The organism is Mesorhizobium sp. M1E.F.Ca.ET.045.02.1.1, from assembly GCF_003952485.1.
Lineage (GTDB): Bacteria > Pseudomonadota > Alphaproteobacteria > Rhizobiales > Rhizobiaceae > Mesorhizobium.
In genome coordinates, this window is sequence record NZ_CP034447.1 from 4060233 (window position 1) to 4082672 (window position 22440).

The 22440-nt window shown below is 58.7% G+C and carries 16 protein-coding genes and 1 pseudogene; 5 read left to right on the top strand and 12 right to left on the bottom strand.

Annotation, left to right across the window (positions count from 1 at the left end):
* Positions 1–33: 33 nt before the first annotated feature.
* From EJ070_RS19635 to EJ070_RS19660, 5 genes are all read right to left on the bottom strand, one after another.
* Positions 34–1512 (bottom strand): aldehyde dehydrogenase, encoded by a 1479-nt coding sequence (locus EJ070_RS19635; RefSeq protein WP_126092817.1) that lies wholly within the window; start codon positions 1510–1512, stop codon positions 34–36.
* Between the two features lie 28 nt (positions 1513–1540).
* Positions 1541–2452, bottom strand: a complete 912-nt coding sequence (locus tag EJ070_RS19640) for a dihydrodipicolinate synthase family protein (RefSeq protein WP_126092818.1) — start codon at positions 2450–2452, stop codon at positions 1541–1543.
* 339 nt (positions 2453–2791) lie between these two features.
* Positions 2792–3760, bottom strand: coding sequence for a hypothetical protein (locus EJ070_RS19650; protein ID WP_245464616.1), 969 nt, complete (start codon positions 3758–3760; stop codon positions 2792–2794).
* Between the two features lie 1005 nt (positions 3761–4765).
* Entirely contained in the window at positions 4766–5686 is a 921-nt protein-coding gene (locus EJ070_RS19655; RefSeq protein WP_245464617.1) for a hypothetical protein, read from the bottom strand.
* A 727-nt stretch (positions 5687–6413) separates the two neighbouring features.
* On the bottom strand, positions 6414–7634 hold the full coding sequence (locus EJ070_RS19660) for an acetyl-CoA carboxylase biotin carboxylase subunit family protein (RefSeq protein ID WP_126092820.1): 1221 nt from the start codon (positions 7632–7634) through the stop codon (positions 6414–6416).
* A 1178-nt stretch (positions 7635–8812) separates the two neighbouring features.
* On the opposite strand from EJ070_RS19660, the gene EJ070_RS19665 reads away from it, so the two are divergent.
* From EJ070_RS19665 to EJ070_RS19675, 3 genes are all read left to right on the top strand, one after another.
* Positions 8813–9547 carry a GntR family transcriptional regulator gene (locus EJ070_RS19665; RefSeq protein ID WP_126092821.1) on the top strand — a complete coding sequence of 245 codons (735 nt, stop codon included), beginning with the start codon at positions 8813–8815 and terminating at the stop codon, positions 9545–9547.
* Positions 9548–10005: 458 nt separating this feature from the next.
* Positions 10006–11040, top strand: a complete 1035-nt coding sequence (locus tag EJ070_RS19670; protein ID WP_126092822.1) for a proline racemase family protein — start codon at positions 10006–10008, stop codon at positions 11038–11040.
* Between the two features lie 418 nt (positions 11041–11458).
* Positions 11459–11809 (top strand): hypothetical protein, encoded by a 351-nt coding sequence (locus EJ070_RS19675; protein WP_126092823.1) that lies wholly within the window; start codon positions 11459–11461, stop codon positions 11807–11809.
* Between the two features lie 575 nt (positions 11810–12384).
* On the opposite strand, the gene EJ070_RS19680 is transcribed toward EJ070_RS19675, so the two are convergent.
* The 7 genes and pseudogenes from EJ070_RS19680 to EJ070_RS19710 form a co-directional block, all read right to left on the bottom strand.
* On the bottom strand, positions 12385–13149 hold the full coding sequence (locus EJ070_RS19680; RefSeq protein WP_126092824.1) for a GntR family transcriptional regulator: 765 nt from the start codon (positions 13147–13149) through the stop codon (positions 12385–12387).
* 784 nt (positions 13150–13933) lie between these two features.
* Complete coding sequence (locus EJ070_RS36680; RefSeq protein WP_210211955.1) at positions 13934–15775, bottom strand: HAD-IA family hydrolase; 1842 nt, start codon at positions 15773–15775, stop codon at positions 13934–13936.
* A 344-nt stretch (positions 15776–16119) separates the two neighbouring features.
* On the bottom strand, positions 16120–17142 hold the full coding sequence (locus EJ070_RS19695) for a hypothetical protein (RefSeq protein WP_126092825.1): 1023 nt from the start codon (positions 17140–17142) through the stop codon (positions 16120–16122).
* A gap of 46 nt (positions 17143–17188) precedes the next feature.
* Positions 17189–17995, bottom strand: coding sequence for an SDR family oxidoreductase (locus EJ070_RS19700; RefSeq protein ID WP_189349961.1), 807 nt, complete (start codon positions 17993–17995; stop codon positions 17189–17191).
* Positions 17996–18111: 116 nt separating this feature from the next.
* Positions 18112–18885 (bottom strand): SDR family oxidoreductase, encoded by a 774-nt coding sequence (locus EJ070_RS19705; protein WP_245464618.1) that lies wholly within the window; start codon positions 18883–18885, stop codon positions 18112–18114.
* Between the two features lie 248 nt (positions 18886–19133).
* Positions 19134–19427: pseudogene (locus tag EJ070_RS37135) on the bottom strand (transposase); the annotation flags it as partial.
* Positions 19428–19486: 59 nt separating this feature from the next.
* On the bottom strand, positions 19487–19816 hold the full coding sequence (locus EJ070_RS19710) for a hydantoinase B/oxoprolinase family protein (protein WP_126092826.1): 330 nt from the start codon (positions 19814–19816) through the stop codon (positions 19487–19489).
* 650 nt (positions 19817–20466) lie between these two features.
* Here EJ070_RS19710 and EJ070_RS19720 point away from each other — a divergent pair.
* Entirely contained in the window at positions 20467–21609 is a 1143-nt protein-coding gene (locus tag EJ070_RS19720) for a site-specific integrase (protein WP_126092828.1), read from the top strand.
* A gap of 262 nt (positions 21610–21871) precedes the next feature.
* A complete protein-coding gene (locus EJ070_RS19725) occupies positions 21872–22081 on the top strand; it encodes a hypothetical protein (RefSeq protein WP_126092829.1) in 210 nt (69 codons plus the stop codon).
* Positions 22082–22440 lie beyond the last annotated feature (359 nt).

Below are 22440 nucleotides of genomic sequence, written 5' to 3' on the forward strand. Positions count from 1 at the left end.
GGTTATCTGAACGTCCACCCAGCCCTGCACAAACTAGCGCAGTTGCATCCAGATGGCCTTTGCTTCGGTATACTGGTCGTGGGCGGCCAAGCCCTTATCCTTCCCGCCGAAACCTGATTCTTTGTAGCCGCCGAACGGAACGGCGAAATCGCCTTCGGAATAGCAGTTGACCGACACGGTGCCGGCGCGGATCGAGCGTGCGATCAAGTGCGCTCGGTTGAGATCGTTGGTGTAGAGAGATGCCGCCAGGCCGTAATTGGTGTCATTCGCGATGCGAACGGCCTCGGCGTCGTCATGCACAGTGATGACCGACAGGACGGGGCCGAAAATCTCCTCGCGCGCGATCGCCATATCGTTCGACACGTCTTCGAAGATGGTCGGCTCGATGAAATAGCCGCCGGAACCCGTCAATACCTGATTGCCGCCCAGCGTCAGCCTAGCGCCCTCGGATTGGCCCTTCTCGATATAGGAGAGGACCTTCTGCATATGCGGCTCTTCGATCATGGCTCCGATCTTCGTTGCAGCATCCAGCGGATCTCCTACCTTCCAGGTCTTGACGGTTTCCTTGAGCTTCTCGAGCAAAGGTTCCCGGACCTTCTCGGAAACGATCAGGCGTGTGCCGGCAGAGCAGTTTTCTCCTTGGCAGAAAAGGAAGCCAGCCGCGATCTGCTCGACCACCGGCCCGAAGTCGGTCACATCATCGAGTACGATCGCAGGGCTCTTGCCACCACATTCCAGAACGATGCGCTTCATGTTCGATTCGGCGGCATATTTCAGGAAGTGGCGGCCAACCTCACCGGAGCCTGTAAAGCTGATGCAGTCCACGTCCATGTGCATGCCGAGTGCGCGGCCGGCGGTGGGGCCCATGCCTGGCACGACGTTAAGCACGCCCTCGGGGAGACCGGCTTCGGCGGCGATCGCCGCAAGGCGCAGCAGCGAGAGCGAGGTCAGTTCCGCAGGCTTGATGACGATGGAATTGCCGGTAGCGAGGGCAGGCGCAATCTTCCACATGGCGACAAACAGCGGGAAGTTCCACGGCAGGACCGCGCCGACAACCCCGACGGGCTCGCGCAAGATCATGGAAACGACGTCGACTGGGGCGGGAGACATCTGGTCGTAGAGCTTGTCCGTCGCTTCGGCATGCCAGCGCAGCGTCTCGATACTGTCGGGAAGATCGACGTTGCGGGAATCATTGAGAGGCTTTCCGCAATCGAGCGTCTCGATCAACGCGAGCTCTTCGATGTTCCTTTCGATCAGATCGGCGAAGCGCAGAAGGGTCTTCTTGCGGTCGCGCGGCGTTTGGCGCGACCACGACCCGCTTTCGAAAGAAGCGCGCGCGGCTGCGACGGCCTTATTGATGTCGGCCTCATCGCCCGAGCAAACCTGCGCCAATTCCTTGCCTGTGGCAGGGTTCAAAGTCGCAAAAGTTTCGCCGCGTTCCGTGCCGCAATATTTGCCGTTGATGAACGGGCGCGTCTCGAAAGTCGCGGGGATCTTGATATTGACGGTCATCTTATGTCCTCAACCGGTTGGGGTACTTTCAATGCACCCAGGAGGCGATGTTCTGCGACTTGAGGTCTTCGTAGAGCTTACGGAATTCGGAGCGCTCCGCGTCGCACAGGCCGGTCAGCGGCGCGCGCACATCGCCGATCGGAATGCCAGCGAGCGACACGCCGTATTTGACGTACTGATTGTACCTACCTCCGTTCTCCAGCAAGTAGATCAAAGGCATCATTGCCTTCATCAGCTTACGTCCCAGCAAGAAGTCTTCCCTCTCGACGCACGCGTTGTATAGGGCGACGTGTTCTGCCGGCAGGAAGTTGGAAGCGCCGGCGATCCAGGAGCGCGTGCCCCACAGGAATTGGTCCAAGACCTGATCATCGAAACCGCAGACGCGTTGCAGCTCGGGATAGAGGACCATGTGCTGGTAATAGCGGGAGATTGAACCGCTCGATTCCTTGATGGCGAAGATCTTGTTGATATCGAGGACGCCTTCGAGGAACCCCTTGTCCATGTCCACGCCGGTGCGGGCCGGGAAATTATAGAGGATGATCGGCAGCGAGGTGTTCTTGGCGATGTTGCGGAAATGAGCAATGAGCTCCGACTTTCCCGGTAGGGAGTAAGGCGGAGCCGCCAGCAACTGCGCTCCATAGCCCAGGCCTTCGGCAAATTTGGTGAGCTCAATCGTCTCCTCGGGCCGCATGCTATTGGCGCCAACATAAAGCGGAATGCGGTCCTTCACGATCTCGGCCACCCGCTCCAGGACGGCTTTCCGTTCCTCAAGTGTCTGGGAATAGTATTCGCCCGTGGAACCACCCGGAATGAGGGCGTGCACTCCATTGGAGATGAGAAACTCAACGAGCTTGTCCAAGGCCTGCAGGTCCAGACGGCCGCTATCATCATAAGGGGTGGCGAGCGCCGTCAGGATGCCGCTCAGTTGAGGTATCTGCATTTGAAATCTCCATCAATATGAAGGAATTGCGAATAGTCGTCTCGCGCGGGCTCACAACTTCGGTCCGCCCTGCCTCCTCTTAATGTCGACATATTGTCGTTCATATGCTTTTGTCAACGGGTTTTCGATGATGGGCGGGCGGACGGAGGGAATGCCGCAGGGCGGCCCCTTGTCGCCGCTGTTGTCGAACATCCTGCTCGACGACCTCGATCGGGAGCAAGCCCGGATCGAACAGCGGCATCAGCACCTGATGCATCGCCTGCTGGATCAGCGATGGTCAGCACCCTGCAACGTGGGAGTCACCCCTGACCTCAAAACTTGCCAATCGCAAGGCGCTCGTCATCGGCACTTCCGAGCAGAAGAACTCTCATCAAGCACGAGCCCTTCGCTGGCCAGCCTGGCAGACGTTCGCGCTTCGCCTGGCGGTGCGGAGATGTAGCAGGACGCATAGATGTAGCCGGTCGTGCGCTCTAGGCGATCCTCTATGCCGAGTTTGGCCATAGCCTTCAGGATCGCCTGCCGTTCCGTCGGCGAGAAGCGGCACTGTCGCTGTCTGAACTGTTCTACGAGCCTCGTTTCCAACGAGAAAGCCCGAAGGGCCGCCGCGATGTCGTCGTAACCGAAGCGGTGCGATGCGAAGGCGACGACCCACGGGCGTGACGTCGCCGACGCCTCATAAACGCGTGCAAAGGTTGCCTCAGTGGCGTAACCCACACAGCCGGTGCTGATGAGGATATCCGCATCGGCGAGTGCGCTACGTTCCTTGACCGTCAAGTCACGCGTTTCAAGATCAGTCGTGACGCCAGCCTCTATTAGGCCTAGATCGAGCGCATAGCGAACAGCCCGGAATGATGGATCCACGCCGACGAACTGGATGTCGTCACGGAGGCCCTGATTGCGAAAAAAGGCGCGATGCTCGATCGCCTGTCGGCTTGAGAGCAATCCGCTGGGTCCCAGATAGGCAGCATGCAGATCGTCGAGATCGAGATCGGTTCGCAGTAAGGCAGCGTTGACACCATAGGAGCAACCGACATCGATTATCTTCAACCTCGTCTTGTTTCGAACGCGTCGATAATCGGCAAAGATCCTTTCGAAGATCGGTTTGGCCCGATCTGGAAGCATATAGTCCAGGGCCAGAAGCGCCCGAAAATAGGCGTGCGGCCACCTGCGATTGTAGGTTGCCGTAAAATCGTACTTCGCCCCCTGAATTTCGCCGCGCTCTGCACTTGATGCCTGACCTGACATGCTGCTTCCCTTCTTCGCTCCAGTAATCGCAATCTCACCCACGATATGAATATCGCTCGCCAACTCCTGCCGCCTCACGAGAGACGTTTCAAAAGTCGTGCCAGGCTGAGCAGAGGCCATACAAGCGAGTTTCTGCACACCAGCTCAATTGCTTACATGAGAAGTCGGGAGGCTAAGTCGAACATCACCGCGTCGCGTACTCGACACTCCGATGCACGTCGCCTCCCAGAATGGACAGGAGAGGCCCGAGGGTCCCGCTGGATTGGTCTCCAATGGGGGCCAGCAGCGAGACACTGTCGGAGTTAATGTCAGGATTCGAGCATCTGTGTTGTTGTCAAGGAGCGATTGGGCTGCAGATGTGATCGCTGGCGACGAGTGCATTGGCTGTAATAACCAACTTTCGCATGACGGCGACGAGGATGACTTTTGCTGGTTTACCTGCGTTGGGTAGCCGTGTGGCGAAGACCGCAAGGTCTTTGTTGTAGCGACTAGCCGACAACGCGGCCATGTAGAGGGCGTTTTGACGCCTTTACGTCCGCCACTGATTGTGCGGCGTCAAGCAGCTGCCAGCAGTCGGCTCTCGAGGAGTGGATAGGCGGCGCGCCCGTACATGGGGAACCGAGCGCTTTGCGCAGTGCCCTGCCATTCTGCCATTCTCCGTGTTATCAGGGACTACTTTTTCGGGTGTCCCTTTTCCGATTGCGCCATGCAACTGAAGCGGAGAGCAGCGGCCCGACCCACCTGCCTGGAAGAAGCAGGAGGCCGCGGCGCGCGGCAAAGGTGCTGGGCCGGCTCGCCGCGATGATCGCGGATGCTGAAGCCAGGAGGGTCATGACGGAGCTGCAAGATTACCGCCGGTCCTTGCCCGGCAGGCCATCGTTTGCCTGCGCTAGTTTCACACACTGGGAGGTTGCCGGTATGCAGTCTTTGGTCCTTGCGTCCCGTAAGTCGATGCCGCTGCCATGGCCTAGCTGTGTTCTCCCCATGGCTCCTGCAGGCGACCTACATGTACCCACATTCGGATGCCGCCGGGATACGTCTTCGGCGACCTCTTCAGCATTTCGCCGTTTAGCCGCGTAGGCGAAGGCGACATTCGCCTGGCGGTGCGGAGATGTAGCAGGACGCATAGATGTAGCCGGTCGTGCGCTCTAGGCGATCCTCCATGCCGAGTTCGGCCATAGCCTTCAGGATCGCCTGCCGTTCCGTCGATCTGGAGAAGCGGCGCTGGCGCTGTCTGAACTGTTCTACGAGCCTTGTTTCCAACGAGAAAGCCCGAAGGGCCGCCGCGATGTCGTCATAACTGAAGGGGTGCATTGCAAAGGCGACGACCCACGGGTGTGACGTCGCCGACGCCTCATAAACGCGTGCAAAGGTTGCCTCAGTGGCGTAACCCACACAGCCGGTGCTGATGAGGATATCCGCATCGGCGAGTGCGCTACGTTCCTTGACCGTCAAGTCACGCGTTTCAAGATCAGTCGTGACGCCAGCCTCTATTAGGCCCAGATCGAGCGCATAGCGAACAGCCCGGAATGATGGATCCACGCCGACGAACTGGATGTCGTCACGGAGGCCCTGATTGCGAAAAAAGGCGCGATGCTCGATCGCCTGTCGGCTTGAGAGCAATCCGCTGGGTCCCAGATAGGCAGCATACAGATCGTCGAGATCGAGATCGGTTCGCAGTAAGGCAGCGTTGACACCATAGGAGCAACCGACATCGATTATCTTCAACCTCGTCTTGTTTCGAACGCGTCGATAATCGGCGAAGATCCTTTCGAAGATCGGTTTGGCCCGATCTGCAATCATATAGTCCAGGGCCAGATGCGCCCGAAAATAGGCGTGCGGCCACCTGCGATTGTAGGTTGCCGTAAAATCGTACTTCGCCCCCTGAATTTCGCCGCGCTCTGCACTTGATGCCTGACCTGACATGCTGCTTCCCTTCTTCGCTCCAGTAATCGCAATCTCACCCACGATATGAATATCGCTCGCCAACTCCTGCCGCCTCACGAGAGACGTTTCAAAAGTCGTGCCAGGCTGAGCAGAGGCCATACAAGCGAGTTTCTGCACATCGATTCAATTGCGTACATGAGAGAGTCGGGACACGTTTATGGATCCGCCAATGCAACAGGTCAGCTGCATCCGGTTGAGACTCGCAACTGCTGACGTACATACGGCTTCTTGATGCGCCCCTATGTTCAGCGCCGCGAGCCTCGATGGATTTCGCCCGCACCCGGCCCCAGGCATCCGCGGAAGCGGTGCAGGTCCACACACCAGGTTCGGGCAGCGACGGGGTGACCAGCTTAGTGTCGGTCGCAGTCGACGCCGTGATTGCCCCCTTTATGCCGTCGCTCGCTGATTTCACCCGAGCTTTTCGGTTGTCCAATTCTCCCGCACGCAGACAGCGTGGTGTTCGTCGCCCGGCCGCAGGCGATGGACCCGTGCTGTCCATGTTGCGGTTGCCGACCGCGCGCCGCAGAGCCTTGATGCATTGTCTCGGCCTTGAGTTTGACGAAGGCGATTCTCAATCGGGATTTGAGGCGGGACTGTAGATGAGGTTCTCTGATCGCACCAATTGTAAAGCGTCGGCGCTTGCAGGGCCAGATCACCCGCCTTTGTCCCCCGTCTCATGCTCGCGCGGTATTGTGATGATGATGCTTTTCCGTTAGCCGCTTTCTTTTCATCAGTCAGGGAGGTGAGGGCCGCGCATTGTTTTTGTTCGTCAACGGCCGGGAAATGGTGTGATCGACCAACCGATCACGTCGACGGCACGCTGAAGTATCGCCTCGGTGCGGGGAAGACTGAATGAAGCGGCGATGACATGTCCGATACAGTCTCGATAGTCGCCTTTTCTGAGAATCGGCTTCTTGGGTTGAACGTAAAATTTGACCTCGGTGACACCTGATATAGCAGCCGCCTGACTGTCCCCGTCGATCCAATCAAGGGTGCCATCGCGATCAGCAATCAGGTGCCGCGCGGCCGCAATGTGCGAATGCCTTCTTCGCAAATCCCATTCATTGCCGATAACAAGGTTTATGTGCTCGGTGATGAGATCGACACCGTAAGCCAGACGAACGAGTTGAGGAAAGGGCGTGCCAGCAAGGCGCGGATTGACCTCAATGACGACTGGCCCACGCGTCGTCCACCGGAGTTCAACGTTCGTTGGCCCCCAGCCAAGGCCAAGAGCGCGCAAACAGCTCAGCGAAACAGCTACGATACGCTCATACTCGTCATCAGTCAGCTGGGCCGGATATGTGAACCCACGACAAACGAAATGCGGCGGGCAGTCGAAGTCACCGGTGCCAATTGCAACGACCTCATTCCCCATTATCTCAGCGGTATAATAGGGCCCTTGCGCGAATTCTTCGATCAGCATCCTTGGCGCAGACCGCCATATGTGCTGCCCGCCCAACAGATGGTTCGTGTGTTCGACCACCTCATCGGCAGTGGAGCACAATCGGACGCCGACGCTGCCGCTGCCCACCGCAGGCTTAACGATCACCGGCAGTCCGATTTCCGCGGCAGAATCGGCTACATCCGCTGCATTGGCCGCCAAGCGATAAGCAGGTACCGGAACGCCTGAGGCTGCGAGAAGTTGACGCTGAGTGTACTTATCTAAGCATTGTTCAATAGCTTCCGGGTTCGGTCCAGGTAGATTGAAGTGCCGACAAAGCTTGCTGGCTGTCGCATAGAACGAATCCGCAGCACTTGTGATGCCAGCAATGTCATAGGTTGCACGGAGCCGGGAACATTCGCGGATCAGCGCATCCAGATCGTCTGTATCAACACGGATTGTCTCAGCCCCTTTCGCCGTGAAATGGTCATACCGAGTTGGATCAGCCGAAAGGGTAATTGGCTGGAGGCCAAGACGCTGAGCGGCCTGGACGTAGAGCAGACCCGAGCCCATTACCGTACCTCCAATCAGGATCAGCGCTCTTGCCATCGGCTGTGGACCCTTCTATGCGTGCCGTGCAGCGGTCCGGAGGATTGTCGGCATCTTTGTAGCCGCGCTTGACCTCAGACCTTGCCCCGAGACTACCATCGTCAACGATCTTGCGGCGTTAAGACTCTGCGAATTTTATTTCGAGTTTTGTTGCAACGCTGCCGTTCGAACCTTCGTGTGCGCCTTTGCAGAGCCGGACAGGGAAGGAGTACACCTGTAAACTGAGACACAGAAATCGCGGTCAGTTCTCCGTCTTAAACTTATGCTGCGTTTTCCATCTGTCGTCAGCGTGAAGGTGCGCGTGAAGGGCGTGAATGCTTCTGTTAGTATTCCTCGCCGAGTGCAGCCCGCTGCTGGTTGAAGATGGATGCGATGAAGACCCGATCCGCTTGCCTGCGTCGGCGGCGTCTTTGTAGGTGAGGCACCGCACTTCTTCCTGCTTGAGCGTTTTCCTAAGGCTTTTCGCTTTCGCATGTATCTACTCATGGCACCAGCAACTTGCCGGCGTTTGTCGTGGCCCCGAGCGGCGCTCCCGTTCATGGTCCGCAGTTCCGTGGAAGGGCCGCCGGCATGGATGCCGGTGTCCAAATTTACCTCTGCGATCCGAAAATCTATCGCAGCGCGGCACCAACGAGAACACAAACGGGCAGCTGCGCCAGTAGGCACAGACCTAAGCATCCACAGCGTCGACGATATCGCCCTGTCGCAGCGGTCCTCAATGCCGACCGAAAAAGACCCTGGCTTGGAAACGTCGGCAGAGGCGCTGGACGGAGTTGCCTCCAGAAAAAGCCCGCACGGTGGCGTTGAGCGCAAGCTTGGCCTGAGATGTGCGCCCTCGTACCCCGCCAATGACAGATATCGCCAGACCAGCGCTTTGCTGAGAATGAACATCGCGGTGGCATACCGCCGCTTGTCGGAACCATCTGGTGCCCACAGGCTGCGGCACTCCGCTTCGAGCGCAGCATCTTTGCTACCTAGCCCTGCGGCGATCGCCCGCCAGAATGATGAAAACCCCTCTGGAGTCGGCGTTGCACAACGTTGTATGCAGGTTGTCGACCTTGACCGATCTCGGTAATAGTAACCACCCGAACATCATGGTAGACCCGTTGAGCGAATCCGTTGAGGCGCTTCGAAGGTCTGGGTGATCAAGCTGATCTGGAGCGAGGATACGGACGACTATGCTAGTAAAAAAAACAGCGGCGCGAGAGACCACGGTTCCCCGGGAAACCGGAAGTACCCGGGTCTATACCGAGCTCCGCCACAATATTCTGAGCATGGTGCTGCCACCCAGCGCCCCATTGGACGAGGTAGGGTTGGGAAAACGCTTCCAACTTTCGCGGTCCCCTATCCGCGAGGCCCTGGTGCGCCTTGCTAGTGAGGGATTGGTCGTTACGCTTCAGAATCGCAGCACGATCGTAGCTCCTCTCGATTTCCGCAGTGTGCCCGAATATCTGGATGCTTTGGATCTTCTGCAGCGCGCTACCCATCGCTCAGCTGCAATTTGCCGCTCTCAGCGGGACGTGGAGGAAATCGAAGCTACACTTGTGGTATTCGAGAAGAAAGCGAAGCTCAGTTTCGATACCAACGACTGGCTGCCTATGATCGAAGGTAATTACGATTTTCACATCCGGATCGCGCAGGCGGGCCGCAACCAGTATTTTGCCGGATTCTATAAGCGGATTCTGGAAGAAGGGCGACGGATGCTCTACTTTCACAGTGAATTCCTCTTCAAAAGCTTGGGTTCCACAGTAGAGCGCCTGAACCAGCACCACCGAGAAATGGTCGAAGCCATCCGCATTCAAGATGCAAACGAGGCCGAACGCCTTGCCCACGAACATGCGAGGCAGTTCAAGGGGGACTTCTTGGAATACATGGAGCGGAGCATCACCTCGAAAATGGCAATCGCCACCTGATGCCGCGGTCTCGGCGGAGATCATGTTGGAACTCCTGAGGGGAAACCAACAAGCTGGGCAGCCGTTCGCGGATCGATCGTTTCGAACGTCCTAGGTAATCCTCACCTTCCGTTCCAGGCCCGCGCCAGATTTCCACTAGGAACGCCGGCGTCCACAGGATCAGGGCAACGGCGGGTGAGCGAGTCAAGAGTTGCATCTGCAGTACGCGTTCCCGGCAATATCTCGAGAAGCTCGAGGGGCAGAGCCGGCCGGCTTCCCGTGGACGGTCCCTATGACATGTCACCGCCGACCAGGCGTCCGAAGAATATGCTGCCCGGATCGGCTCCGTACGCGCCCCGCTTGAAATAGTGCGCCGGTTGGCATCCAGCAGCAGGAAGTTAGTTGTCGTCATTATGTAGACAAGGCCGACCGATAGGCTTACCCTGCGAGCCTTATTCGCCAAGTTTGAGGAGCGCCAAATGCGCTGGAGCAAGACCTTCACGATGGTGGAAGCACACGCCGAAGGAGACGTCGGTCGTGTCATCACCGGCGGTGTTCTGTCGATTCCCGGCGAGACAATTCTCGACAAGCTTCTGCACATAAACAACGTGGACGACCGGCTGCGCCGCTTCCTGGTGAATGAGCCCCGGGGATGCGCGCAGATGAGCACGAATCTCCTGTTGCCACCGGTGCACCCCGAGGCCGACGCCGCATTAATTATCCTGCAGGGCGACAAGGCGCATGCCATGTCCGGCTCCAACAGCATCTGCCTCGTCACGGTGCTTCTTGAGACCGGTATGGTCGAGATGAAGGAGCCCGAGACGGTCGTCACAATCGAAACCGCGGCCGGCCTCGTCAAGGCCGTTGCCAAATGTTCAAACGGGAAATGCGAGCGCGTCACTCTCGACATGCCGCCGTCGTTCCCGCTGCTCCTGGACGCCGAGGTGGATGTCCCAGGTCTTGGCAAGGTGGTGGTGGACATTTCCTATGGCGGCGTCTTCTACGGGCTCATAGATCCCGACCAGTTCGGCCTGAAGCTGACGACCGAGAATGCCAGGAAGCTGGTCGATCTCGGCTGCCGTATCCATCGGGCCATAGATACCCAGCTCAACGTCCGGCATCCCGAGATAGCCGGTCTGAGCGGGCTGTCCTACACGATGTTCGTCGGCGGCGACGACCAGGGCCGGATGAAAGGCGTCACGGTCGTCCCTCCGGGCCGCGTCGACCGTTCGCCATGCGGCACGGGCAACAGCGCCCGGCTCGCGGCCATGTATGCGCGTGGCCAGTTCGCGGAAGGCGAAAAGCGGATCGCGCGCTCGATCATCGACAGCGAGTTCGAGGTCTCGATCATCGGAACGACTAAGGTGGCTGGCAAGGCCGGCATATTGCCTAGGATTTCCGGGCGCGGTTGGATTCACGGCATTCATCAAATCGGCGTCGACCCGACCGACCCCTACCAGCTTGGGTACATGGTGTCCGATTGCTGGGGCGACGCCTTCGACCTGCTCAAGTAACGTTGCGACACCTCGTCCTCGATCCGCGGCCGGAGCCTATTCAGGACGTTACGATCTTCAATTTTGAAGTGTTGGATCGCTCCAGAAGTTGAAGGAAGTTCCCTTGAGCTGGCGCCGTGTTCCGCGCCAGTTGCTTGGCGGGATACGGCTTCTTCGAGACGCACTTGTAGAAGGGCCCGCCCTCCCCGTCCACCGAGCGCAGCGATGGGCGAAGGTAGACTGCGACCTGCCGGGCCCTCAGCGGTGTCGGCCTGAGCGCCGTTCTAGCCAGTCGTAAGCGGTGACTCGCTGGCCGGTCTGATCAAAGAGATTGGCTAGCGCGTGCTGGTCTCCGAAGCTGGGATGATCGCGTCGGCCGGCCCCTCTATGATAAACCGACAACGAGATCGCCAAAGCCGTATCGACGAACTGCGCCTCGATGATGCAGCTGATGGGCATTCGTTTGCCGACGTGGTCACGCGGCAAGGCGTACCCTGGTCGAAACGGCCGTGCCTGCTGCAACGGAGGCCTGTTCGCTGTCCGCGGCGTTACCAATCCATTGCTTGAGGCCGGTATCATCGTCGCCGCCTACCACTGCAGCAAAAGTTCGCCCGCGATCGAAAGCTCCGGCGCATTGCGGGGCGGGGATCTACCTGTAGACGGTCGCCCTGCTGCCTTCAAAGCCATGGTGCTTAATTTCGGTCCACAGCCCGTTGCGCTGGTCTTCCCCCGTGCTTTTAGAGATAGTCTCGAAAAGGATCCATGCCGGCCTCCCGAACTGAAGGATTGAGCATCATAGAGCTCGCTGCGCTGGTTGCGCCTCGACTGGCGCAGGCAATCAATCCCGACCGAAGGGTCCGGCTCGGCGTCTGCGGCCATCTCGGCCGCGCCGTGGCCTTTCCGGCGGCATTGACCGCCTACCGATGGCGGCCGACGGCTAGATGCAGCGCTTTGCCCATGTCTGGAAGAGATGCCAGCGGTCGGCGACCTGCGTTGCATCGGGCGCACCGCGACGGGGCCCTCGGCTAGACGCCGGCGCTACCTTTTGCGCCAAGCCCGTCGTCGATGCCAATTACATGTGGCGCTTCCGACGGCTCGAATTCCGACCGCGCGGATTATTTCGCAACCGAGTTTCGCCGCTCACCGGCACGGCGAGCTTGTCCGACACACGCGAGCCCGGATCCTCTGCTACAGCGACGCCGATCGACAGATGGCTTTCGCTGAGCCGAACCCCTTCGCTCAGCTTTCGGTTGAATCGTCTCAGAGAGCCTTTCGGTGAAGATTCGTCGCGGCATTGTGAATTCGACCATCGAAACCATCGTGCGGGGAGTCAGATTTCGAAACCCGCCCTTGCCACGAAATGATCTATCGGCCAGCAGCCCGGCCTACCATCACGATCTTCACTTTTGCAGTGACTGACTGCTCTAGATACTCGAGAAAGTTCCCCTTAAACTGGCTGGCGTGCTCGTACGCCAACTGCTCGGCTCGGTCGGCGTCCCGATCACGAATGGCCTCCACGATCTCGACGTGACCGAGATTAAGCCGATCCACGGTCGCTCCGAGGCTTTTGAAAAGGAATTCGTTGCGGAAGTAGAGCATACGCCTGCCTTCCTCAAGCGCGCGCTTGTAGAAGCTGGCTAAATACTGGTTCCGACCCGCCCTCGCGACCGTCATGTGGAAATTGTAGTTGCCCTCGATGATCGCCAGCCACTCGCCGCTCTCACAACCTTCTTGTGCGGCCAAGCGGAATGACCGTTCGGCCTCCTCGATTTCCTTAAGTTCTTCTTCCGACCTGTGCAAAGCCGCTGACCGGTGCGTGGCGCGTTGTAGGAGGTCGAGGGCGTCTAAATATTCGGGTACGCTGCGGAAATCGAGCGGGGCGACGATGGTGCTTCTGTTTGGAAGCGTCAGAGCGAGCCCTTCGCTCGCCAGCCTGACCAGCGCTTCGCGGATCGGCGATCTCGAAAGATTGAAATGCTGGCTGAGGCTGACCTCGTCCAACGGGTAGCTGGGCGGCAAAGACATGTTGAGGATGTTGTGGCGGAGCTCAGAATAAACCCTTGCGCTTCCGGTTTCCTTGCTGATGATCGGTATGCTTACGTTATTGCGAGCGGCCTTTTTCTTGGTCATCACTTTCCTTTCATACGACGTGGAACCCTCGGCTGCCTCCGGATCCTGAACCTCCTCCCCGCTGGGAAGGCGCCTAGAGCGCGCGTGTTGCCGTCCCAAAATATGAGCCGCAGCCCTATCACTGCGCTTGGGCGGAATACAAAGACGCGGTCGCAAGAGCGGCCGTGACCAGCGCAATCAGGCGGCTTATGCCGCGGCGGAAATCGACGGCTGTGTCGCTACAATGACTTTCTCCTCAACCGCAGGGGCAATCGCTGCACCACTCGCAGGGCACCCACAACAGCAACCGCCAAGCCTGGTTCGACCAAACCGGTCAGGTCAAGGCGGCTTCCACCCATCTCAAGCAACTGAAGAGCAGTCGCCTCCGTCATGACATCTGGGTTCACAGCCTCGCCGGCCCCCGCTAGACCTGAAGCAGGCCGCGGCTGACGCCCCGATGCGACGGCTGGATGTTGCCGCCTGGCTGCCCACTTTCCGCAGCGATCCACGCCTTCTCCGCCGGCGTCCAGTCACACCGCCCCCAGGCGGCCACGGCATCACTGTGTCTCATTACATCTGCCTGTGCACTTTGCAAATCTGCGACAAATTTTGGCGGGCCCAAAACACCCACAAAGTGGCATGCATCATCAGGACCCTTTCGCCGAAATAGTAAACGATAAACGCCATCTCCCTCATAACTATGCTGCGGCGCTCAACCGCTGTCGCCAAAGATGCGCCTTGTCAGCTCCGCAATCTCGCTGCAAGCTGCCCAAACCTGATTTGTCGTGCTGGAATGCTTCGCTGATCAAAGGTGTGGAAACAAACTGCCGTCGAAGATTTGATGGAGGTTCTTTGCGACATAATCAGGAGCGCCGTTCTCGCCTTGACGCAACTCGCCGGAGTTGTTGAGGCCAGTGGTTACAAGAACTGCGTCGAGCCCTGCAGCCTTTGCGCCCTTGATATCGGTATCAACCTGATCGCCAACCATCAAAAGACGGTCGGTACCTGCCCGAGCGATGCATTCTTCGAAAATCGCTCTTCCTGGCTTGCCCATAATCTCTACAGAGATTGGAGGAGCACTGAAGGGCGCTAATCCAGCCTGAAGCATTGGCCCTATTATGCCTGGTCCAAAGATGAGTGTGCCGTTTTTGCTAGGATAAATGATGTCCGCGTTCGCCGCTATAATACGGGGCATTTCGCCCGTCTCGATTAGTCTTTGTTGAAAAGTCGACAGGATGTGATCGGTAGCCCGTTTAAAATCGTAACCTTCGTCATCGAGCACCACGAGTATGTCAAATGTCTCGGCCGTATCAGCGCAATGGAGATTTGGATGCTTGCCGAAAATCTCATGCGCAGCATGTGCACTGCCCACACATAAAACTAGCCGTCCGGCTGCCAACTCTTCGAGTACGCGATATCGCGCAACACCTCCCGCGGACACGATACGGTCGACCGCCGGAATCGGAAGTCCCGCGCGGCGGAGACGTGCGAATATTGCCGTCTCCGATCCACTGCTGATGTTCGTCACGATATAGTATGGCTGACCGGACACATTAAGTCGGGCCAGGATATCAACAGCGCCAGGCAGGGCTTCATTTTCGCTGATCAGGACCCCCGTCGCGTCGAAAAGTATCGCGTCATAGCAATCTGCCAGCGTCTGGGGAGGTGGGCTTTCGAGGCCCGCGATTTGAGGACAAGCCGGCTCCATCCTTGGCTGAACCGCGCTCGCCTTGGAGGTCGGAAAGTAGCCGTGACGCACGACCCCCGCTTCGGGTGGTATGCTGGCCTCGCAATCGCTATAAGCCCACGCCAGCCACTCGCATAAAATCGCCAAGTCGTCTGTCTCGACCGTAGGCCCCGCCCATATCCGGAATCCCGGTGGCGCGTCACCGTAGCTCCAGATGTCAAAAGCCGCGCCCTCGCTTTCGAGTAGACGGATCATCCCCGCAACAATTTTACCGTCGTCCACTTTCTCGCCGGCAGCGGACTGCCCTCGTACAAGCCGAAGAGTAATTGAACAGGTGGAGCGTGCTGCCGGATTGGTGCAAATCCAATCGATCCAGGGAGTAGAGTTCACCCAGTCGTCCACGACAGCATAATTATTGGCAACCCTGTTCAGGAGCGCGGGTAGTCCACCGCACGCTTCGGCCCAGTCGAGCGCAGAGTGGATGTCCTCGACGGCGAACATGCTGGGGGTCGAGATCGTCCGGCCGCCAAAGAACGCTTTGTTGACAGATCCGTCGGGGTTGTGCAGTCTCATGAGCCTGGCTACAGGCTTATGTTCGCCGGCTTTTAGTCGTGCCTGGGCTCGAGGAGAGAGCGCGATCATGCCGTGACCGCCTTCACCGCCAAGGGCTTTCTGCCATGACCAGCACAGAACATCGATCCGATCGAAGTCGATGTGCCGCGTAAAAGCTGCCGAGACGGCATCCGCAATCACGAGCCCGGCACGGTCAGGAAGAATCCAGTCAAGATTGGGTGGGCAAACGCCGCTGCTGGTGCCGTTTAGCACTAGGACGATGTCATGATTGGGATCGATCCACCTAGTGTTCGGAAAATCTCCGTAAGCACAAATGTGCCGGCTTTGGGGGGCAAGCGCCAACGTATCGATCTCATTTGCCCAATACTGCGAGAAGCTGTCTGACAAGAATGTCTCGACTGGAAATGGGCCGAGTAGATTTTGTAAGGCCATGCTGCAGGCGCCAGTGCCCGAACCGGGCACTATTCCGCAGAGCCAGCTATCAGGCAGCCCTAGCAAAGAGGCCATGCGCCTGATTACCCCATTCAGCCTTTCTGCTCCCTCGGAGCTCCGGTGACTTCGTCCAACATAACGCAGCATAGTTGGGCGCACGCTCCAACCAGGATGTTTACGGCAAGGGCCTGATGAAAACCGCGGATCGGACGGGAGGACTGATGGTTTCACAATCGCATTTGGTAGAGCCATGGCTTCCTCCAATTGGGAAAACGGCACCTCAACAGGAACATCCGCGATCAGGCGATGTCCGGCGCCATCAGCGCCGATAGCTTTTCATTGGCAAAACTCATCCGTTCAGCGGCCTGGAGGTCCGAAAGGCGCCCGATAATCGCAGCGTCAGACAATGCCCCGCCTTCACGTAGCTTTTGAACATAGGACGGATGGATGAAGTTCGAGCCCGCGAATTGATATGCCGCGCTGCTGCCCCAGCCGTACCGTTTGCGAAGCGGATCGAAGTGACGCACGACGTGCTCGAGGAGTGCCCGTTCCTTCGAGGTTTCAAGACCAGCGAGAATTGGCAGGATCTGCTCACTCGCCGTATTTCCGGCACCACGGCCCATGCCACTCATAGTGCAGTCTATCCACGTCGCTCCTGCCATTGCGGCTGCTACTGAATTGATCAGTGCGTAGCCGCGGTTGTCATGGCCGTGAAATCCGATTTCACTCTCAAGTCGGCTGGCAAACCGACCTATGAACTCTTGAACGCGGCTCGGCTTAATAGAACCGAATGAATCCACGATATAAACTACATGAAGGGTGTCGAGCTGCTCTAACTCCTTCAGGCAGATCTCAACTTCTTCAGTATCTGCTGCATCGATCTGCATGAGGTTCACAAACACGCGGAAGCCCCTGTCAGACAACTCAGCGAAAATATTCCGGCAGGCAGCCAAGTTGCTGTAATGCGTTGCCACGCGAACGGTGGTGATATGCCCCGGCACTAGTCCTTCTGTCAGACGGATCGTGGCCAGGGATGTGGGCAGTTCGCTCGCAAGCACATCCTTAGCATCGATCATCACGCATGCCTTGACCAGGAGACCGGCAGCCGCCTTTTCCGCTTTGGAGCTCGTCACACTGGCGAAATATCCGTGGCTCTCAGGCTTTCCGGCGAACCCTAGTTCGACCATACGCACTGGCAGAGTGTTGATAACAGCGACATAGTCCGACACCAGTTCCGGTGCGAAATCCCAATTCGTGTAGTAGCCACCGTCTCGCAAGGTGCAGTCTAAAAAATTCACCTCATCTGGTATTGTGTTTAACATGGCCCAACCTCCTCAAAATACCGCCCTAACGCCGAAGCATCCTGCATCAGCTCGCGGAGTAGCCCCCATCGACATAAAGAATCTCGCCTGTTACGAACGATGCAGCTGGGCTCGCAAGGAAGATGTAGGGTCCGAAATACTCGGTCAAATTGCCGCGGCGACGCATCGGAGTGAGTTCCATTGCGCGGCGCTGATAAGGTGTGTCAAGATTAGGATGCACCCCATCCATGAAGTTGTTGATGAATCCAGGTGCGACGGCGTTTACACGAATACCCTTATCGGCCCATTCTACCGCCATGGTGCGCGTTAGTTGATTGACGCCACCCTTGCTCGCAGCATAGACAGCTAGGCCCGGTATGCCGAGCGAACCGGCGACCGAAGAAGTCATGATAATGCTACCGCCGCCTTGACCCAGCATTGCCTGGGCGGCAAACTTGGCACAATAGTAGTAGCCACGCAGATTGGTATCGACGATTTCGTCCCATTCCAGCTCTTCATATGAATGCGCTGGCTTAATGATATCGGTACCTGCGTTGCAGACCATCACATCGATCTGCCCAAACCGGTCGACCGTGCCACTGATCAGCGCCTTGCAATCGTCGTGGGACCGCACATCAGCGCGGATAGCTGACACGTTGATTCCTTGGCCCAGAAGTTCGGCCTCTGATTGGGTCAGCTCTTCGATATTGTGCGAGGAAAGGACTATCTTTGCACCCAACCTTCCAAAGCAGGTGGCGAGTGACTTCCCTAGACCTCGGCTTGAGCCTGAAATGCAGACTACCTTCCCATCAATTCCGAAGAGCTCTTGGTATCCTTCTGCACCAGTCGCAGAATTGTGAGCTGTATCTGACATAGAGATTACCCACTCCAGCTATGAATACACGCTTGTGCGATTGAACGGCCGAGATCGATCACAGGTCTATTTACGTTGGCTTCGTTCATGCGATGGCTCCTAGTGCAACGAATTGTTCAGACGGTTGCACTCAGCCCACCATCGATGACGATCAGGGCGCCGCTAACATAGGCCGCCCGGGCGCTGGCCAAGAATGTAGCAACTGCCGCGAATTCGGAGGGATCGCCAAGGCGTCGGGCCGGGGTCCTATCCTCAAGCGCGCGGATGGCTTCAGCGTGGTCGCCGAGGCGATTGGCTTCGTGAATCGCAGTGCTGTGGGCACCAGGAGCAAGCACGTTCACGGTGATGCTCTTCCCCGACAATTCTTGAACGAGCGTGTGGCAGTAGGGCACTAGCCCTGCTCGTGCGACACCCGACAGCGCGAAATGTACCGGAGTCCGTACAATAGCCTCGGAAGCCAGCATCAATATTCGCCCCGCCGGCGAGCGCCGCAGATACGGCAAGGCAGCCTTAACCAGATTGATCGAAGGTAAAAGCACTCGGCCAAACGCATCGTCGAAGTCCTTGGGCGTCATGGCCGAGGGTGGCCCGGCAGCAACACCGCCGCAGTTCGTCACCAGGATGTCGATACACCGAAAATGCTTTGCTGTTTCGGCAACCCAAGCCGCTGCATCCTCACAGTCAGTTACATCGGTCGGGCGCGCCAGCACTTCTGCGCCGGCGCTGCGCAACCGATCCACTGCTCTTTCTAGCCGCCCCGAATCCCGCCCACAGATGGACAGGCGGCAGCCTTCCTTGGCCAGTTCCTCAGCTGTGGCCAAACCTAAGCCGCTGGAGGCGGCGGCGACCATTGCCACCTTGCCGTCAAGCCCTAAATCCATTTCACCCATCACCACGCTTCTTGACACTCGCAGAGAGCTAAGCACGCGCTGTGCCAAACGAGAAACTCGTGTAAAAACAGTTGGGTAGTTCTGCTAATAAAACGTCGGTTTTGCTCTTGTGTCGGATCCCCTACATTGTGTCGCAAGGCACTTCCGGCTCTGAAGACAGCATTGGGTAAGCAACTTAAGGTTTTGCCCCAGGCGACTATGCCAAGGTCATGAAGTTTTCGGGTTGGGCCATGAGCCTCTGCCAGGTCGCAGGCGGCGTCGATGATGACGTCATGGTCGTCGAAGACGCGGTTCGAGAGCCAGTTGGCGCGCAGATATTGCAAGACATTCTCGACTGGGGTTGAGTTCCGGGGGTCGCGACGGCAGCAGCAGCAGCGTTATGTTTTCAATTCAGCACTTGGCGGTCGTGTGCCAGCCTGCCCGGTCGAGTAGCAGCACGGCGTGCGCGCCGCGCCACATGGCGGCTAATCTCGTCGCGGCGAAGCTGTATGGCCGCGGTGTCGGCACGGCAGCGCCATGGCTGCTCCCTTGCCGCGCGAGGGCGGCTTGCGGAAAGTTTCGGAAGAGCCCGGCCTGACGCGTACAGAAGAGCATGGCCGACCTACTCACCCATACCGAGCGACGTATGCTCCGCGCGCCCTGATTTGTTCGCCACGATCTGCACTTTCAGGTCGAAGATGCACTCCATGGGTCCCGCGTGTTGTGCGCGATCATGGAGAGGAGGTTCCTCGTCAAGCACATCTTCACCGACTATTCGCATATGTAGGATTCGGATACCTTCAGCGAAGACGCTCGTGAGGATGTAGTCGGTCGAGCCCGGGACGACGCCGCCGACGTCGGAGTGATGGCCCGATGTTGCCGATGAAGTACTGATTTTGCCGCCGACAAAGACAGGCGTGATGATAGAGATGGTCACCCCGGACAACAGCATGGGGATGTAGAGCGCCTGGCAGATGACCCGACCGTCCCCGATCAAAGATCGCGACAGATGCGTCTTTTCGCTCCTTGATGTTGGTGGAGAACGAGGACCGGATCAGCGTGTTCATCACCTCCTAGACGTCATGTTCCGAGGCGGAGAACGGTGGCCCGCCCTTTCGCGCGATTAAAAGACGAGGGTTGCTTCTCTATTCGGCGTGTTGAAGTCAAGCGCTTTTCGAGCTTTCCGCTTCGCCGGCATCTGAGGTCTTTCGCAGGGTCTTGCTTCTCGGCGGGATCGGCGCTCGGCCGTCCCATTGATGGGATCAGAAGAATGAGGCGGAACAATCTCGGCCGCGTCCTGATCGTTGTGATGCGACCGGTACTGCAACCCTCGCGAACTCACCTCATTCATCGTCCCGCGAAGGACGCTCTTTCCACCGGCTGGTGGAACCTTATTGGGTGATCCTTGTCACGCTCGCTCTGCGATCATGTTTCATCTCCCCTCGAAAGAGGCTAACGGCAGGAATAGCGACAAAGGCCGACCCTCCAGACCTAGGGCGCCCACGTGCCGATCGTTGACGACCTGATCGTGCCGTCCATCGGCATGGCTGCGCCCACGAGGCAAGGTTATGCCGCGCTTCGTCTCGGCGGGAGGCTTTGATCATGACGGCCGCCGACAGATCCAAAGGCGCCGGCCAGGACGACGATCTACCGGACGTCATCGAGATCGTCCGTGCCATGGGACTTGATGCGATGGGCGACGACACGGAACCCCCCTCCCCTGCCCTTCCGGCGGCCGCACCTCATGCGGATGATGATCCGCGCCTGCCGGCGCATCTCGAGAACCTCGCCGATCGAGCGCGGAACTATGTCGAAGCGGCAAGCTCCGCCAACACCCGCCGCGCCTATGCCGCCGACTGGAAGCATTTTTGCGCCTGGGCGCGGCGGCAGGGTGTCGACGCGTTCTCGCCTGATCCGCGAGTGGTCACCGCTTGCGCGTCCGGGTCTGTCTCCGGAGACAAGCAGCCCAACTCCGTGTCGACCGTCGAGCGGCGGCTGTCGTCGCTGAGCTGGAATTTCACCCAGCGCGGGCAGCCGCTCGACCGCAAGGACCGTCACATCGTGACTGTCATGGCCGGCATACGCAATACGCACGCCGCGCCGCCCCGGCAAAAGGAGGCGATCCTGCCGGAGAATCTGATTGCCATGCTGGAAACGCTCGATCGCGGCACCCTTCGCGGGCTGCGCGACCGCGCTATTTTGCTCCTCGGCTTTGCCGGCGGGCTGCGACGCTCCGAAATCGTCGGTCTCGATTGCGGCCGCGACCAGACCGAAGACGGCCGCGGCTGGATCGAATTTTTCCCGGACAAGGGCGTGCTGGTGAATTTACGGGGGAAAACCGGCTGGCGGGAGGTCGAGATCGGCCGCGGCTCGTCCGACGCCACCTGCCCCGTCGTCGCCCTGCAGACCTGGCTGAAGCTCGCTCGCATCCCGCACGGACCGCTGTTCCGCCGCGTCGCCGGCCAAGGCAAGGCTGTTGGCTCGGAGCGGCTGCACGACCAGGAGGTGGCCCGGTTGGTCAAGCGCACGGCCCTGGCCGCCGGCGTGCGCGGCGATCTTCCGGAGGGCGAGCGCGAGATGAAATTTTCCGGGCACTCGCTGCGCGCGGGCCTCGCCTCCTCGGCCGAGGTCGACGAGCGCTACGTGCAAAAGCAGCTCGGGCATGCCTCGGCCGAGATGACCCGAAAGTATCAGCGGCGCCGCGACCGATTCCGCGTCAATCTCACCAAGGCGAGTGGCCTGTAGGAGATCGGAAAAGCCCCCTCCCCTTCCCGTTTGAATCGAACAACGAGTGCTTTTCCGTCAAGGGCCCGACGTGATCGGTCTCAACGACGGAAAATAGGTCCCGTATCGCCGATATCGCGGACTGCGTGAGGAGAAACGGCTTGCCCAGCGAGCTTGACGCTGCAAGCCTCGAGGAGTGTATTGGCGCGAACGCAATACCCATCGCGCGCCCTGACCCTAGCCCGAATTGGCCAACAAATCGTAAACGCAGGAGCGCGCATCGATGGAAACCAGGATCATCGACAGCCGTAACGATTTTGCACAATGGGCAATCGATAGGTCCAATGCGATCCTGACGGATCAGGGTTCGGAACTCGCCACCGCGGCCCGCAAGGGAAACGAAGCCGAGATCGCTGAGACGGCACGGGCGCTCGGCCAAGCGATCGTCGATGCGCTGATGGAGGCGTTCGACGGCCTCGCCGGCGACGAATGAACCACCGCTTGGCCGTACGACTGGCTGCGCCAACGGAAACGACGGCCGGTACGTGCGCTCCCAAATCCATCCAGCCATGATTTCAGACTGCGCTGAATCCGCCTCGGCGGCATCGCAAGAGCCTCGCTCGTCCTGCGCATCTTCAACAAGACCGTCGACGTCGAGCGGCTATCCGACAAGCATGTCGCTCGCCCGGTAAGGCGGTCGCGCTTTGCCCTCCTCACCAAGGTGTCCTTTGAGCAAGCCCCATCCCCCGCATGAGGGCGACCGACTTTGCCGGCTTGCCGGCTGGTGATGACAACGTATATACTTCATGAGGATCTAGCCCGCAGGAGCCGAGCATGCCGAAAGAGGCGGTT